This window comes from Oxalobacteraceae sp. CFBP 8761, from assembly GCA_014841595.1.
Taxonomy (GTDB): domain Bacteria; phylum Pseudomonadota; class Gammaproteobacteria; order Burkholderiales; family Burkholderiaceae_D; genus Telluria.
The window spans coordinates 151,049-164,428 of record JACYUE010000005.1 but is presented as its reverse complement, the minus strand read 5'-3'; the positions used below and the strand labels follow the sequence as shown (position 1 = coordinate 164,428).

At 63.8% G+C, this 13,380-nt stretch carries 17 protein-coding genes; 16 read left to right on the top strand and 1 reads right to left on the bottom strand.

Annotated features, from left to right (window positions below):
- Positions 1-8 precede the first annotated feature (8 nt).
- From IFU00_21825 to tatC, 16 genes are all read left to right on the top strand, one after another.
- On the top strand, positions 9-245 hold the full coding sequence (locus IFU00_21825; protein ID MBD8544920.1) for a BolA/IbaG family iron-sulfur metabolism protein: 237 nt from the start codon (positions 9-11) through the stop codon (positions 243-245).
- Between the two features lie 2 nt (positions 246-247).
- Complete coding sequence (murA, locus tag IFU00_21820) at positions 248-1,498, top strand: UDP-N-acetylglucosamine 1-carboxyvinyltransferase (protein MBD8544919.1); 1,251 nt, start codon at positions 248-250, stop codon at positions 1,496-1,498.
- A gap of 15 nt (positions 1,499-1,513) precedes the next feature.
- The gene (locus IFU00_21815; GenBank protein MBD8544918.1) at positions 1,514-2,188 is read left to right on the top strand and encodes an ATP phosphoribosyltransferase; all 675 of its coding nucleotides are present in this window, start codon (positions 1,514-1,516) and stop codon (positions 2,186-2,188) included.
- A gap of 7 nt (positions 2,189-2,195) precedes the next feature.
- Complete coding sequence (gene hisD, locus IFU00_21810) at positions 2,196-3,533, top strand: histidinol dehydrogenase (GenBank protein ID MBD8544917.1); 1,338 nt, start codon at positions 2,196-2,198, stop codon at positions 3,531-3,533.
- Positions 3,530-4,360 (top strand): site-specific DNA-methyltransferase, encoded by an 831-nt coding sequence (locus IFU00_21805; protein MBD8544916.1) that lies wholly within the window; start codon positions 3,530-3,532, stop codon positions 4,358-4,360. Before hisD ends, IFU00_21805 begins: the two co-directional genes overlap by 4 nt.
- The gene (locus IFU00_21800) at positions 4,357-5,457 is read left to right on the top strand and encodes a histidinol-phosphate transaminase (GenBank protein MBD8544915.1); all 1,101 of its coding nucleotides are present in this window, start codon (positions 4,357-4,359) and stop codon (positions 5,455-5,457) included. Before IFU00_21805 ends, IFU00_21800 begins: the two co-directional genes overlap by 4 nt.
- A gap of 40 nt (positions 5,458-5,497) precedes the next feature.
- Complete coding sequence (gene hisB, locus IFU00_21795; GenBank protein MBD8544914.1) at positions 5,498-6,088, top strand: imidazoleglycerol-phosphate dehydratase HisB; 591 nt, start codon at positions 5,498-5,500, stop codon at positions 6,086-6,088.
- A gap of 13 nt (positions 6,089-6,101) precedes the next feature.
- Positions 6,102-6,743 (top strand): imidazole glycerol phosphate synthase subunit HisH, encoded by a 642-nt coding sequence (gene hisH, locus IFU00_21790; protein MBD8544913.1) that lies wholly within the window; start codon positions 6,102-6,104, stop codon positions 6,741-6,743.
- 57 nt (positions 6,744-6,800) lie between these two features.
- On the top strand, positions 6,801-7,577 hold the full coding sequence (gene hisA / locus IFU00_21785; protein ID MBD8544912.1) for a 1-(5-phosphoribosyl)-5-[(5-phosphoribosylamino)methylideneamino]imidazole-4-carboxamide isomerase: 777 nt from the start codon (positions 6,801-6,803) through the stop codon (positions 7,575-7,577).
- Between the two features lie 4 nt (positions 7,578-7,581).
- Entirely contained in the window at positions 7,582-8,343 is a 762-nt protein-coding gene (gene hisF / locus IFU00_21780; protein MBD8544911.1) for an imidazole glycerol phosphate synthase subunit HisF, read from the top strand.
- 4 nt (positions 8,344-8,347) lie between these two features.
- Entirely contained in the window at positions 8,348-8,758 is a 411-nt protein-coding gene (gene hisI, locus IFU00_21775; protein ID MBD8544910.1) for a phosphoribosyl-AMP cyclohydrolase, read from the top strand.
- Positions 8,755-9,096, top strand: a complete 342-nt coding sequence (locus tag IFU00_21770; protein ID MBD8544909.1) for a phosphoribosyl-ATP diphosphatase — start codon at positions 8,755-8,757, stop codon at positions 9,094-9,096. The genes hisI and IFU00_21770 overlap by 4 nt, the downstream gene beginning before the upstream one ends.
- Positions 9,097-9,247: 151 nt before the next feature.
- Complete coding sequence (locus IFU00_21765) at positions 9,248-9,622, top strand: histidine triad nucleotide-binding protein (GenBank protein MBD8544908.1); 375 nt, start codon at positions 9,248-9,250, stop codon at positions 9,620-9,622.
- 124 nt (positions 9,623-9,746) lie between these two features.
- Entirely contained in the window at positions 9,747-9,989 is a 243-nt protein-coding gene (gene tatA, locus IFU00_21760; GenBank protein ID MBD8544907.1) for a Sec-independent protein translocase subunit TatA, read from the top strand.
- Positions 9,990-10,001: 12 nt separating this feature from the next.
- Positions 10,002-10,523 (top strand): Sec-independent protein translocase subunit TatB, encoded by a 522-nt coding sequence (gene tatB, locus IFU00_21755; protein ID MBD8544906.1) that lies wholly within the window; start codon positions 10,002-10,004, stop codon positions 10,521-10,523.
- An 11-nt stretch (positions 10,524-10,534) separates the two neighbouring features.
- Positions 10,535-11,290 (top strand): twin-arginine translocase subunit TatC, encoded by a 756-nt coding sequence (gene tatC / locus IFU00_21750; GenBank protein MBD8544905.1) that lies wholly within the window; start codon positions 10,535-10,537, stop codon positions 11,288-11,290.
- A 57-nt stretch (positions 11,291-11,347) separates the two neighbouring features.
- Here the strand turns inward: tatC and IFU00_21745 are convergent, their stop codons facing one another.
- The gene (locus IFU00_21745) at positions 11,348-13,252 is read right to left on the bottom strand and encodes a DUF885 domain-containing protein (GenBank protein MBD8544904.1); all 1,905 of its coding nucleotides are present in this window, start codon (positions 13,250-13,252) and stop codon (positions 11,348-11,350) included.
- Between the last annotated feature and the right edge of the window lie 128 nt (positions 13,253-13,380).

The window sequence follows — 13,380 nt, the reverse complement described above, 5'->3', positions numbered from 1 at the left end:
GAGTTATCGTGGCCACCACACCCGAACTGATACACGGCTATCTCAGCGCCGGCCTTGAATGCACCCACCTGACCGTCAATGGCGACGGCCAGCACTTCGAGGCGGTGATCGTCTCGCCGGCGTTTGTCGGCAAGCGCTCGATCCAGCGCCACCAGATCGTGTACGCCGCGCTGGGCGACCGCATGCGCGAGGAAATCCACGCGCTGTCGATGAAAACACTGACCCCTGAAGAATTCAAAGGCTAATCATGGACAAGCTCCAGATCGTCGGCGGCAAACGCCTGCAAGGTGACATCGCGATTTCCGGCGCCAAGAATGCGGCGCTGCCCATCCTGTGCGCTGGCCTGCTCACCGCAGGTGACCTGCACCTGTCCAACGTGCCGCGCCTGCATGACGTGCGCACGATGCTCAAGCTGCTGGAAACCACGGGCCTGAAAATCGATCTGGACGACGAACACGTCACCATGAACGGCAGCGCGATCGACAATCTGGTCGCGCCGTACGAACTGGTGAAAACCATGCGCGCCTCGATCCTGGTGCTGGGCCCTCTGCTGGCGCGCTTCGGCGAAGCCAAGGTCTCGCTGCCGGGCGGCTGCGCCATCGGCTCGCGCCCGGTCGATCAGCACATCCAGGGCCTGCGCGCGATGGGCGCCGAGATCACGATCGAAGGCGGCTACATCCACGCCAGGGCCACGAAGCTCAAGGGCGCGCGCATCCGCACCGACATGATCACCGTGACCGGCACCGAGAATCTGCTCATGGCCGCAACGCTGGCCGACGGCGAGACGGTGCTCGAAAACGCCGCGCGCGAGCCGGAAGTGACCGACCTGGCCAACCTGCTGGTGGCCATGGGCGCCAAGATCGAGGGCATCGGCACCGACCGCCTGGTGATCCAGGGCGTGCCGGAACTGCATGGCGCCAGCCACGCCGTCATCTCGGACCGTATCGAAGCGGCGACCTTCCTGTGCGCCGTCGCGGCCACCGGCGGCGATATCCAGCTGACCAACACCCGCACCGACATCTTCGACGTGGCGCTCGACAAACTGCGCGAAATCGGCCTGCAACTGACCGTCGGCGCGGATACCATCCGCGCGAAGATGGATGGTCGCCCGCAGCCGGTGTCGTTCCGCACGACCGAGTATCCGGGCTTCCCGACCGACATGCAGGCGCAGTTCATGGCTGTGAACACGATCGCCGGCGGCGCCTCGCGCGTGACCGAGACGATCTTCGAGAACCGCTTCATGCACGTGCAAGAGATGAACCGCCTGGGCGCGCAGATCACGACCGACGGCAATACCGCGTTCATCGACGGCGTCACGCGCCTGATCGGTGCACCGGTCATGGCAACCGACCTGCGCGCCTCGGCTTCGCTCGTCATTGCCGGCATGGCCGCCGAAGGCACCACGCTGATCGACCGCATCTACCACCTCGATCGCGGCTACGACCGCATGGAAGTGAAGCTGTCGGCGGTGGGCGCCGATATCGTCCGCATCAAGTAATCACATCGAATCACCATGACTTTTACCAGCAATACGGACGAGACCCAGCTGATCCTGGCGCTGTCCAAGGGCCGCATCTTCGAAGACACCCTGCCGCTGTTGTCGGCGGCCGGGATCGAGGTGCTGGAAAACCCCGAGACCTCGCGCAAGCTGATCCTGCCGACCAATGACCCGGGCGTGCGCGTGCTGATCGTGCGCGCCTCCGACGTGCCGACCTACGTCCAGTACGGCGCCGCCGATTTCGGCGTGGCCGGCAAGGACGTGCTGCTCGAGCATGGCGGCGAAGGGCTGTACCAGCCGATCGACCTGCGTATCGCCGAATGCCGCATGTCGGTGGCCGTCAACGCGGGCTTCGACTACGACAGCGCGGTGCGCCAGGGCGCACGCCTGCGCGTGGCGACCAAGTTCGTCAATACGGCGCGCGAGCACTTTGCCCGCAAGGGCGTGCACGTCGACCTGATCAAGCTGTATGGCTCGATGGAACTGGCGCCGCTGGTGGGCCTGTCCGACGCCATCGTCGACGTGGTCTCGACCGGCGGCACGCTGCGCGCCAACAACTTGGTCGAAGTCGAAAAAATCATGGACATCTCCTCGCGCCTGGTGGTCAACCAGGCTGCGCTCAAGCTCAAGCGCGAGCGCCTGCAACCGATCCTGGACGCGTTCGAACGCGCCTCCAAAGCAAAAGGCTAGACGCAAAATGGCAGTACAAATCCGCAAGCTCGATTCGACCGCACCCGACTTCGCCACCACGCTGAGCGCGCTGCTCGCGTTTGAAGCCGAAACCGACGATGCCATCGAACTAGCCGTGGCCGGCATCCTGCGCGATGTAAAAGCGCGGGGCGACGCCGCCGTGCTGGAATACACGAACAAATTCGACCGCATCCCGAACGGCGGCGCGACCTCGATGGCGCAGTTCGACATTGGCCAGGCCGAGCTCGAAGCAGCGCTGGCTGCGCTGCCCGACGACCAGCGCGCTGCGCTGCAGGTAGCGGCCGACCGCGTGCGCGTGTACCACGAGCGCCAGAAGGAATCGTCGACGGGCTTCACCTTCACCGAGCCTGACGGCACAGTGCTGGGCCAGCGCGTGACGCCCCTGGACCGGGTCGGCATCTATGTCCCGGGCGGCAAGGCGGCGTATCCGTCGTCGGTCCTGATGAACGCGATTCCAGCCCACGTGGCGGGCGTCAAGGAAATCATCATGGTCGTGCCGACCCCGGACGGCGTGAAGAACCAGATGGTGCTGGCCGCGGCGGCAATCGCCGGCGTCACGCGCGTGATCACCATTGGCGGCGCGCAGGCCGTCGGCGCGCTGGCGTATGGCACCGAGACCATCCAGGCCGTCGACAAGATCGTCGGCCCTGGCAACGCGTATGTCGCCGCCGCCAAGCGCCGCGTGTTCGGCACGGTCGGCATCGACATGATCGCGGGCCCGTCCGAAATCCTCGTGCTGTGCGATGGCACCACCGATCCGGACTGGGTCGCGATGGACCTGTTTTCGCAGGCCGAACACGACGAACTGGCGCAAGCCATTTTGCTGTGCCCTGACGCCGACTACATCGCGCAGGTCGAAGCCAGCATCCACAAGCTGCTGCCAACGATGCCGCGCGCGGCCACCATCACCACGTCGCTGGGCGACCGTGGCGCGTTGATCAAGGTGCGCAGTATGGACGAAGCGTGCGAGATCGCCAGCAGCATCGCGGCCGAACACCTCGAGATCTCGGCCGAGAACCCGCAGGAATGGGCCGATAAAATCCGCCACGCTGGCGCGATGTTCCTGGGCCGCTACTCGTCCGAGTCGTTGGGCGACTATTGCTGCGGCCCGAACCACGTGCTGCCGACCTCGCGCACGGCGCGCTTCTCGTCGCCGCTGGGCGTGTACGATTTCCAGAAACGCTCGTCGATCATCCAGGTCAGCGCAGCGGGTGCGCAAACGCTGGGCAAGGTCGCGGCCACGCTGGCGTATGGCGAAGGCCTGCAGGCGCACGCGCGCAGCGCGGAACTACGGCTCGATCCAGTCCCACCCCAGGCATCATGAGCGACTGGGTCAACCAGGTATTCTGCGAGGATGCGCTGTCAGGATTGGCGCGCATCCCGGACGGGTCCATCGATCTGATCCTGACTGACCCGCCGTACAACCTGGGCAAGGACTACGGCAACGCGTCGGACCAGCAAAGCGTCGAGGCCTACCTGGCCTGGACCGAGCAGTGGATCGACGCGGCGGTGCCGAAGCTCAAGCCCAACGGCAGCCTGTACATTTTTCTGACGTGGCGCTTCACGCCCGAGATCTTCGTGATGCTGAAAAAACGCATGACGATGATGAACGAGATCATCTGGGACCGCCGCGTGCCGTCGATGGGCGGCAGCGTGCGCAGCTTCTCGTCGGTGCACGACACGATCGGCTTTTTCGCCAATCGCAAGGACTACTACTTCGACCTGGACGCCGTGCGCATCCCGTATGACGCCGCGACCAAGAAGGCCCGCTCGCGCTCGATCTTCATCGGCGCCAAGTGGCTCGAAGTGGGCTACAACCCGAAGGACGTCTGGAGCGTGTCGCGCCTGCACCGCGAGCATCCGGAGCGCGCCGACCACCCGACGCAAAAGCCCCTCGAGATCATCGAGCGCATGGTCAAGGCCTCGTGCCCGCCGGGCGGCATCGTGCTCGACCCGTTCATGGGCAGCGGCACGACGGCCATCGCCGCCAAGCGCCTGGGGCGCCAGTTCACCGGCTTCGAACTCAATCCCGCGTATTGCGCCATCATCCACGAGCGCCTGGCGGCGCCCGACGTACCGCTGACCGGGGCAAAAAAACGCAAGGCGGCCAAGGCCGCCATGGCCACACTCTCCACGGAAGAAACTTCATGACCGACATCGCCAAACTGATCGAGAACACCATCCGCGCCGACGTGCGCGCCGTGGGGGGGTACCACGTGCCGGACTCGATCGGCTACGTCAAGCTCGATGCGATGGAAAACCCGTACCAGCTGCCGGACGAGCTGCGCACGCAACTCGGCGCGCGCCTGGCCGACGCGGCGCTGAACCGTTATCCGGTGCCGTCGTACCGCACGCTGAAGGACGCCATCTGCGCCAAGCTGGGCATCCCGGCCGGCTACGACGTCCTGCTCGGCAATGGCTCGGATGAGCTGATCACGATCCTGGCGACCACCATCGCGCGTCAGGAACGCGACGGTTCGAAGCGTGCCGTGGTCATGGCGCCGGTGCCGGCGTTCGTGATGTTTTCGCGTTCGGCGCAGTTTGCCGGCGCCGATTTTGTCGGCGTGCCGATCAAGCCCGACTTTTCGCTGGACCTGCCGGCCATGCTGGCGGCCATCGACGAGCACAAGCCGTCGCTGGTCTTCCTCGCGTACCCGAACAACCCGACCGGCAACCTGTACGACGCGGCAGACATGGAAGCGATCATCACGGCGCTCGGTGAGCATGGCGTGGTCGTGGTCGACGAAGCCTACCAGCCGTTCGCCAAGGTCAGCTTCATGGACCGCCTGCCGCAGCACCCGAACCTGGTCGTGATGCGCACGCTGTCAAAGCTCGGCCTGGCCGGCATCCGCCTCGGCTACATGACGGCGGCAGCGCCGCTGCTGGCCGAATTCGAGAAGGTGCGTCCACCGTACAACGTGAATATCCTGACCCAGGTGGCGGCCGAATTCGCCCTCGAGCATCTGGATGTGCTGGACCGCCAGGCCGAGCTGCTCAACGTCGAGCGTACCCGTCTGGCCACGGAACTGGCTGGCCTGCCGGGCGTGGAAGTGTTCCCGTCGGCCGCCAATTTCATCGCGCTGCGCGTGCCCGATGCCGAGCGCGCCTGCAAGCTTCTCCACGGCGAGAAGGTCCTGATCAAAAATTTGAGTAAAATGCATACATTGCTGGCCAACTGCATCCGCGTCACGGTCAGCACGCCGCAAGAAAACGACCAGTTCCTGACCGCCCTGAAGGCTTCCCTGTAGTAGCGTCCCGTAGTTACGTACCTTGAAAAGCGCCCGAGCAATGACCCGTACCGCCGACATTACCCGCAATACCAACGAAACGCAGATCCGCGTCTCGATCAACCTGGACGGCACCGGCCGCCAGAAGCTCAACACGGGCGTGCCGTTCCTCGACCACATGCTCGACCAGATCGCACGTCACGGCATGTTCGACCTCGAAGTCGAGGCCGTGGGCGACCTGCACATCGACGCGCACCACACGGTCGAAGACACCGGCATCACGCTCGGCATGGCCGTGGCCAAGGCCATTGGCGACCGCAAGGGCATCCGCCGCTATGGCCACGCCTACGTGCCGCTGGACGAAGCGCTGTCGCGCGTCGTGATCGACTTCTCGGGCCGCCCGGGTCTGGAAATGCACATCCCGTTCACGCGCGCCATGATCGGCACCTTCGACGTCGACCTGACCGGCGAATTCTTCCGCGGTTTCGTCAACCACGCCGGCGTGACCCTGCACATCGATAACCTGCGCGGCGTGAACGCGCACCACCAGTGCGAAACCGTGTTCAAGGCATTTGGCCGCGCGCTGCGCATGGCCAGCGAGCTCGACGAACGCGCCGCCGGCATCATCCCGTCGACCAAGGGCAGCCTGTAAGGCGTGACGCGACATGGCCAATAAAATTGTTGTGGTCGACGGACTGGGCAACCTGCGCTCGGTGGTCCAGGCGCTGCGCGCCGCCGCGCCAGAAGCCGACGTGCTCGTTTCCAGCTCGGCCGCCGACCTCGATGCGGCCGACCGCATCGTACTGCCGGGGCAGGGCGCCATGCGCGACTGCATGAGCAGCCTGCGTGAATCGGGTCTGGAGGATGCACTGCTGCGCGCCGCCAGGACGCGCCCGATCATGGGCGTGTGCGTGGGCGAGCAGATGCTGTTCGACGCCAGCGAAGAAAACGGCGGCACGCCGGGCCTGGGCCTGTTGCCGGGCAAGGTCGTTCGCTTCCAGTTGGATGGGAAGCTGCAGAACGACGGTTCGCGCTTCAAGGTCCCGCAAATGGGCTGGAACCGCGTGCGCCAGTCGCGCGCCCACCCGCTGTGGGACGGCGTCGACGACAACAGCTACTTCTATTTCGTGCACAGTTATTACGCAGCGCCCGAAAACGCGCATGATGTGATCGGCGAAGCCGATTACGGCGGCCCGTTCTGCTGCGCTGTCGGCCGCGATAATATCGTCGCCACCCAGTTCCACCCGGAGAAAAGTGCGGCAGCAGGCTTGCGCCTGTACCGTAATTTCATTCACTGGAATCCTTGACGCATTTGCGTTAAATTCGTTCTGTTCAACCCCCCGTTAACTCTACCGACAACGACCATGCTGCTGATCCCCGCCATCGACCTGAAAGACGGTCACTGCGTTCGCCTCCAACAAGGCGATATGGAACTCGCCACCGTGTTTTCCGAAGATCCTGCCGAAATGGCGCTGCATTGGCTCAAGCAAGGCGCGCGGCGCCTGCACCTGGTCGACCTGAACGGCGCATTCGCGGGCAAACCAAAGAACGAATCGGCCATCAAGTCGATCCTGCAGATCGTGCAGGAATACGCTGAAGACAACGGCATCGACGAGATCCCGGTCCAGCTGGGCGGCGGCATCCGCGACCTCGACACGATCGAGCGCTACCTGGATGACGGCATCAGCTACATCATCGTCGGCACCGCCGCCGTGAAAAACCCGGGCTTCCTGCACGACGCCTGCGGCGCTTTCCCTGGCCACATCATCGTGGGTCTGGACGCGCGCGACGGCAAGGTCGCCACCGACGGCTGGAGCAAAATGTCGGGCCACGAAGTGATCGACCTGGCCAAGAAATTCGAAGGCTACGGCGTTGAATCGATCGTCTACACCGACATCGGCCGCGACGGCATGATGGGCGGCGTGAACATCGACGCGACCGTCAAGCTGGCGCGCGCGGTGAAGATCCCCGTGATCGCTTCGGGCGGCGTGCACGTGCTGGCCGACGTGGAAGCGCTGTGCGCGGTGCAGGACGAAGGCATCGAGGGCGTGATCTGCGGCCGCTCGATCTACGAAGGCACGCTCGACCTGGCCTCGGCCCAGGATCGCGCCGATGAACTGACCGAAGGCGCTGGCGCCTGATTCCATGCTCGCAAAACGCATCATCCCCTGCCTGGACGTCACCGGCGGCCGGGTCGTCAAGGGCGTCAACTTCAACGAGTTGCGCGACGCCGGCGACCCGGTCGAAATCGCGCGCCGCTATGACGCGCAAGGCGCCGACGAAATCACTTTCCTCGACATTACCGCCTCGAGCGATGGCCGCGACCTGATCCTGCCGATCATCGAAGCCGTCGCCTCGACCGTGTTCATTCCCCTCACCGTCGGTGGCGGCGTGCGCAAGGTCGAAGACGTGCGCCGGCTGCTCAATGCCGGCGCCGACAAGGTCAGCATGAACACGTCGGCCGTCACCAACCCGCAACTGGTGTTCGACTGCGCCCACAAGCACGGTTCGCAGTGCATCGTGGTGGCGATCGACGCCAAGCAGATCGCACCCGGCCGCTGGGAAGTCTTCACCCACGGCGGGCGCAATGCGACGGGGCTGGATGCTGTCGAATGGGCACGCAAGATGGAAAGCCTGGGCGCCGGCGAGCTGCTGCTCACGTCGATGGACCGCGACGGCACCAAGTCGGGCTTCGATCTGGGTTTGACGCGCGCCGTGTCCGACGCCGTGGGCATCCCCGTGATTGCCTCGGGCGGCGTCGGTGGCCTGGAAGACCTGGCCAACGGCATCCTGCAGGGCCACGCCGACGCGGTGCTGGCGGCCAGCATTTTCCACTATGGGCAGCACACGGTCGGGGAAGCCAAGCGCTTCATGCATGACCGCGGTATCCCGATGCGCCTGGAGTAACACAATGACAACGAATGCCAAATGGCTCAACAAGGTACGCTGGGATGAACAGGGCCTGGTGCCCGTCATCGCACAAGAGGCGACCAGCGGCGACGTGCTGATGTTCGCCTGGATGAACCGCGAAGCGCTGACCCGCACCGTCGAATCGGGCGAAGCGGTGTACTGGAGCCGCTCGCGCAAGAAGCTGTGGCACAAGGGTGAAGAGTCAGGCCACATCCAGAAGGTGAGCGAGATCCGCCTGGACTGCGACGAAGACGTCGTCCTGCTCAAGATCGAGCAGATCGGCGGGATTGCCTGCCATACCGGACGCCACTCGTGCTTCTTCCAGAAATACGACAACGGCGACTGGCACAGCGTCGAGCCGGTGCTGCAGGATCCCGACACGATTTATTCAAAAGACAAGAAGACCCCATGAGCGTTACCCTGGCCCGCGTCGCGGCCGTGATCGAATCGCGCAAACCCGCCAATGGCGGCGACCCGGCCGCATCGTATGTCGCCAAGCTGTTCACCAAGGGCGACGACGCCATCCTGAAAAAGATCGGCGAGGAAGCCACCGAACTGGTGATGGCCGCCAAGGACGCCCGCGTCGATGGCGATGCCGCCAAGGTGCTGTATGAATGCGCCGACCTGTGGTTCCACTCGCTGGTGCTGCTGGCCAGGTTCGACCTCACGCCGCAGCAGGTGCTCGACGAGCTGGCGCGGCGCGAAGGCGTGTCGGGGCTGGACGAGAAAGCCGCGCGCACCGACGCCTGAGCCTGCACGCCGGCCCGCGTGCATGGCTGGCGTGCCAACCGATCGAACCGGTGTCATAATCAGTCCCTCATCGTCATGCCGATGTCATGGAGCCTTGGTAGGATGCCCGTGCTCGCTTGCGTGTCATGCAATGTAATCATCTGGAGACCGAATGGATAACTGCATTTTTTGCAAGATCGTTGCCAGGCAGATTCCGGCTGCCATCGTCTATGAAGATGATGACGTGCTGGCGTTCAAGGACATCAATCCGGCAGCGCCCGTGCACTTGCTGGTGATTCCGAAGGTGCACGTGGCCACGTTGTCCGATTGCACCGACGAGCATGCGGCGTTGCTGGGCAAGATGCTGGCGCTGGCGCCGAAACTTGCCGAGCAAAATGGTATTGCGGTCAAGATGGACGCCGCTGGCAAGCCTGTTGGCGGCTTCAAGACGCTGATCAATGCCGGTCCGGATGGCGGGCAAGAGGTGTATCACCTGCATCTGCACATGTACGGCGGGCCGCGTCCATGGCGCGGGCTGGGGCTGTAAGATGCGTCTAAGTTTGGCCTAAGTTCGATTGGGAGCAATGGGCTCCCGCATCGCATATACTCGGTGTATATGCAGTTTGCGCATCACTAATTTTTCAGGCGCCAGGCGCCATCAGGAGAACAACATGGGTGGATTGAGTATTTGGCACTGGGTCATCGTGCTGGTGGTCGTGATGCTGATTTTCGGCACCAAGAAGATCAGCAATATGGGTTCCGATCTGGGCAAGGCCGTCAAGGGCTTCAAGGATGGCGTCAAGGGTGACGAAGAGCGCGCTGCCGAAGCAGAAGCCGCCCGTGTCCAGGCAACGCAGCAGGTGGCCGACAAGTCGACCATCGACGTGGAAGCCCGCGACAAGACCCGCCTGTAATCCGGCGTCCTCATGATCGATCTTGGACTGTCGAAAATCGCGATCATCGGCGTTGTCGCGCTGATCGTGATCGGGCCGCAAAAGCTGCCCAAGGTGGCGCGCATGGCTGGCACGCTCTATGGGCGTGCCCAGCGTTACCTGCATGACATCAAGTCCGAGGTCAGCCGTGAAATCGAACTCGACGAACTGCGCAACCTGCACAAGGAAGTGCAGGACCGCGCGCAGTCGTTCAAGAACGACGTCGAATCGGCAACGAGCGAATTCGGTTCGTCCGTGACCAGCCACGTCGATGAAGTCGAGGCATTGTGGGACGAGCGCGGCTCGGATGCGACTGCGCACGTGATCATGCCTACCGTGGCCGACATCGACCGCAAGGCCAAGGACTTTCGCCGCAAGAAGCTGGTGCGCACTTCGAGCGTGCCGGCCTGGTACAAGAACCGCCATGGCACCAAGCGCCATGTGATGTCGGGCGCGGCCCGCGTGCGCAAGTACCGTCCCGGTGCCGGCGCGAACTCCACTTCCTCTTTTTTCTGATCGCCTAGCTGATGACTGACCAAGCCGCCGGCGAAGATACCTTCATCTCGCACCTTGTCGAGCTGCGTGACCGCCTGGTCAAGGCCTCGATCGGCATTGCGATCGTGTGCGCCGCACTGATGGCGTGGCCTGGCCCGTCGCACATCTATGACCTGATCGCCGCGCCAATGATCGCGTCGCTGCCGCCAGGCTCGACCATGATCGCCACCGGCGTGATTTCGCCGTTTCTCGTGCCGATGAAGGTCACGCTGCTGCTGTCCTTCATCCTGGCGCTGCCCTGGGTGTTCTACCAGGCCTGGGCCTTCATTGCGCCCGGCCTGTACGCCCACGAAAAGCGCCTCGTGATGCCGCTCGTGATTTCGTCGTCGCTGCTGTTCATCGGCGGCGTGGCGTTCTGTTACTTCTTCGTGTTTGGCCGCGTGTTCCACTTCATCAGCGCGTTTGCGCCGACGTCGATTGCCGTCACACCGGATATTGAAAACTACCTCGATTTCGTGATGTCGATGTGCCTGGCGTTCGGCGCCTCGTTCGAAGTGCCGGTGGTCGTCGTGATCCTGGTGCGCATGGGCATCGTGCCGATCGAGAAGCTGCGCGAAGTGCGCTCGTATGTCATCGTCGGCGCGTTCGTCATCTCGGCGATCGTGACGCCGCCGGACGTGGTCAGCCAGCTGGCGCTGGCCATCCCGATGTGCCTGCTCTATGAGCTGGGCCTGATGGTGGCACCGATGTTCGCCCGCGCCACGCGCGCACCCGAAGAAACGGCGTAACAAACGCCCGTTCCGATCCGGGGGGCGGCACCTTGAGGTGCCGCCCCCTTCGTACTTTTACTGCATCAGTTCCGAAATCATCTTGACCGGCGCATTGCCGTAGCTCAAGAACTGATCGTGGAACGCCTTCAGGTTGAAACGCTCGCCCAGTTGCGCCTTGCGACGCTCGCGCAGTTCCATGATCTGCTCGTAGCCGCTGTAGTAGCTGGTCAGCTGGACCGATGTCAGCGTGGCGCGGCGCCATTTTTCATCGGCTTCCTGGCGCGTCTGGAAGGCCTGGCGCGTCAGCAGGTCGATCGCCTGCGCCTGGTTCATGCCGTTCACGTGCACGCTGTAGTCGAGGATCGTGTTGGTCACGCTGCGCAGGTTCCACTTCGAGTACATCAGCCACATCTCGGGCGCGTTGTCGCCATAGCCCGATTCGAGCATCATGCGCTCGCCGTAGACCGCCCAGCCTTCGACCATTGCGCCATTGCCGAACAGTGACTTGATCAGCGACGGCGAGCGGTTCGCGTGCACCAGCTGCGCATAGTGGCCCGGAATCGCTTCGTGGATGTTCAGGATCTGCAGGATCCATTCGTTGTACTCGCGCAGGCTGCTCTCGGCCTGGGCATCTGTCAGGCTGTCCATCGGCGTGACGTTGTAGTACGTCTTGTCCTTCGAGCGGTACGGGCCCGGTGCATCGATGCTCGCGCCGGCCACGCCACGCTGGTACATCGGCGTTTCGCGCACTTCGAGGGGTTTGCTCGGGTCGAGCGTCAGCAGGTCATGCTTGATGACCCAGTCCTGCAGCAGTGGAATCTGGCGCCGGATCTCGGTAAAGAAGTCCTGGCGCTTGACGTGCCGGGCGGACAGCTTGTCGATCATCATGCCGATCTTCTGGAAGCGCTCCGCTGGCTTGGTCACGCCGGCCATGTAGCGCGGCCAGAGTTCATCCGAGATCTTGTCCATGTGCGTGAGCAGCTCTTCGCGCGTGGCAAGGGCCTTGCGGTAGGTCTGCTCGGCGCTGCTGGACGACTGGATGTCGAGCGCGAACTTCTGCTCGTACAGCGCCTTGCCGATGCGGAACGGTCGGGCCTGGCCATTGGCAGCCTGGCGCTTTTCCATGTCGGTCAAGAAGTCGACGTAGCCCAGCACCGCGGTGCCGGCGTTGGCGATGCGCTGCGCGAAGATGGTCTTTTCCTGCGTGGTCAGGATCGATTCCTGGGCCGCCTTGCCCAGGTCGGCCAGCACCGCCAGTGTGCCCGGCGCCTGGCTGATCGCCAGCTGGGTATGCTCGCGGGTCGGCGTCTTGATCGACGCCTGCGCGGCCGCGTAATAGGCCGGCACGTCGGTCAGGCGCTTGAGGATCGTGCGCAGGCGCTGCGGCTTGGCCGCGTACTCGGTATTGAGGATCAGGTCGAGCGGCGCGGCGATGTTGTAGGCCGACGGGTTCCACTCGAACTCGCGCCAGGTGGTCAACGCCCAGCGGTCCTTTTCCAGCTTGTTGAGCAACAGCACCAGGTCGGTGCGGTAGCGCGGCGAGAGCTGCTTCGGATCGAGCTTGCCGAATTTTTCCAGCCACTCGTTGGCAAAGGCCAGCTTGCTGGCGCGGGTGGCAGGATCGGGCAGCGTCAGGTTGGCGGCCTGGTCGAACTTGCCGACATAGATGCCGCCTTCCGGGTCGACGCGCCACAGCGCGGTCAGGTACTGCATGCTCAGCGTGGCCATGCGGCGATCGAGGCGGCCTTCGCTGGCCTTCGCCGGCGCGGCGCTGTCACTGGCGCTTGCACTCTTGCTGGCAACAGCGGCAGTCGCACCAATGGCGGCGGCGCCGACGACGGCCTTCTTGGCCTTGGTCGACTTCTTGACGACCTTGGTCGATTTGGCCTTGCTCTTGGCTGGCTTGGCAGCGACGGCGCTGGCCGGCGCCAGTGCGAAGCAGGCCAGCACGGCTGCCAGCGCGATTTTCGTTTTTATCATCGTATTCGGCCCTGTAACAAGTGTGAATTCGTGATCCGCAACGGCGCGAATCGCGTGCAGGTTAGCACCAAACCCGCCGTTTGCGGACGGATGAAACATTCCGACACGAACGGGACAAAGTGCAATAT

What these genes read in the sequence shown, in the direction of transcription:
- murA (MBD8544919.1), top strand. Translation starts at nt 248, where the DNA reads ATGGACAAGCTCCAGATCGTCGGCGGCAAACGCCTGCAAGGTGACATC.
- IFU00_21815 (MBD8544918.1), top strand. Translation starts at nt 1,514, where the DNA reads ATGACTTTTACCAGCAATACGGACGAGACCCAGCTGATCCTGGCGCTG.
- hisD (MBD8544917.1), top strand. Translation starts at nt 2,196, where the DNA reads ATGGCAGTACAAATCCGCAAGCTCGATTCGACCGCACCCGACTTCGCC.
- IFU00_21805 (MBD8544916.1), top strand. Translation starts at nt 3,530, where the DNA reads ATGAGCGACTGGGTCAACCAGGTATTCTGCGAGGATGCGCTGTCAGGA.
- IFU00_21800 (MBD8544915.1), top strand. Translation starts at nt 4,357, where the DNA reads ATGACCGACATCGCCAAACTGATCGAGAACACCATCCGCGCCGACGTG.
- hisB (MBD8544914.1), top strand. Translation starts at nt 5,498, where the DNA reads ATGACCCGTACCGCCGACATTACCCGCAATACCAACGAAACGCAGATC.
- hisH (MBD8544913.1), top strand. Translation starts at nt 6,102, where the DNA reads ATGGCCAATAAAATTGTTGTGGTCGACGGACTGGGCAACCTGCGCTCG.
- hisA (MBD8544912.1), top strand. Translation starts at nt 6,801, where the DNA reads ATGCTGCTGATCCCCGCCATCGACCTGAAAGACGGTCACTGCGTTCGC.
- hisF (MBD8544911.1), top strand. Translation starts at nt 7,582, where the DNA reads ATGCTCGCAAAACGCATCATCCCCTGCCTGGACGTCACCGGCGGCCGG.
- hisI (MBD8544910.1), top strand. Translation starts at nt 8,348, where the DNA reads ATGACAACGAATGCCAAATGGCTCAACAAGGTACGCTGGGATGAACAG.
- IFU00_21770 (MBD8544909.1), top strand. Translation starts at nt 8,755, where the DNA reads ATGAGCGTTACCCTGGCCCGCGTCGCGGCCGTGATCGAATCGCGCAAA.
- IFU00_21765 (MBD8544908.1), top strand. Translation starts at nt 9,248, where the DNA reads ATGGATAACTGCATTTTTTGCAAGATCGTTGCCAGGCAGATTCCGGCT.
- tatA (MBD8544907.1), top strand. Translation starts at nt 9,747, where the DNA reads ATGGGTGGATTGAGTATTTGGCACTGGGTCATCGTGCTGGTGGTCGTG.
- tatB (MBD8544906.1), top strand. Translation starts at nt 10,002, where the DNA reads ATGATCGATCTTGGACTGTCGAAAATCGCGATCATCGGCGTTGTCGCG.
- tatC (MBD8544905.1), top strand. Translation starts at nt 10,535, where the DNA reads ATGACTGACCAAGCCGCCGGCGAAGATACCTTCATCTCGCACCTTGTC.
- IFU00_21745 (MBD8544904.1), bottom strand. Translation starts at nt 13,252, where the DNA reads ATGATAAAAACGAAAATCGCGCTGGCAGCCGTGCTGGCCTGCTTCGCA.